Here is a 640-nt window from a genome sequence, read left to right as displayed (position 1 = left end):
TGGTGTCCTCCGGCATAAAATCCCGCTGGTGTTCTTTGAGATACCGCTGCATGGCGGGGCTGAAAGCCAGCTTGAATCTGCCGCTTCGGTAAATCTCCATCGCTTCCGCCCACATCTGCCCGATATAGGCTCTGGAAGCAGCTTCGTCCTCCAAAATGTGAACCTCGGCTTGCTCCGGGTACACCATGACGGGGATAAAGCGGCGGTTGCCGGAACGGTCAAGGGGCAGGAAGTCAAGGGCATTGGAAGTGCCGCCAAACACGCACTGACGGGGGCGGTCTGCCGGGTGGGTTTCATAGGGTATCTTGTAAACCTCTTTCTGCCGGCTTAAAAATGACTTGATTTCCTCAATGCTCTTGGCGTTGGCGGTTGCCATCATTTCCGACATTTCGATAATCCAGTGACCTTGCAGCTTGCGGTACACATTGTCATCGTCCAGCTTCCGCAAATCATCGGAGAACCACTCGTCCCGGACTGCCAGCAGACGGAAGAAGGTGGACTTGCCAGCCCCCTGACCGCCGACCAGACAGAGCATGATTTCAAACTTACACCCCGGCTGAAAGGCTCGTGAGATTGCACCCAGCAGGAACAGCTTCAACGCTTCATAGGTGTAATCGTCTGCGTCAGCCCCCAGAAAGTG

The 640-nt window shown here is 55.3% G+C and carries 1 protein-coding gene; it reads right to left on the bottom strand.

The window, feature by feature from the left end; genetic code table 11:
* On the bottom strand, positions 1 to 640 hold a 640-nt coding region (locus LJE11_RS19215; RefSeq protein ID WP_227296416.1), incomplete at both ends, for a virulence-associated E family protein.

The sequence above is a fragment of the Blautia sp. DFI.1.216 genome (genome assembly GCF_020594215.1).
In the GTDB taxonomy this organism is placed as follows: Bacteria; Bacillota; Clostridia; order Lachnospirales; family Lachnospiraceae; genus Blautia_A; species Blautia_A wexlerae.
The sequence above is the reverse complement of the archived record's forward strand: the minus strand, read 5'-3'. Positions and strand labels throughout refer to the sequence as shown.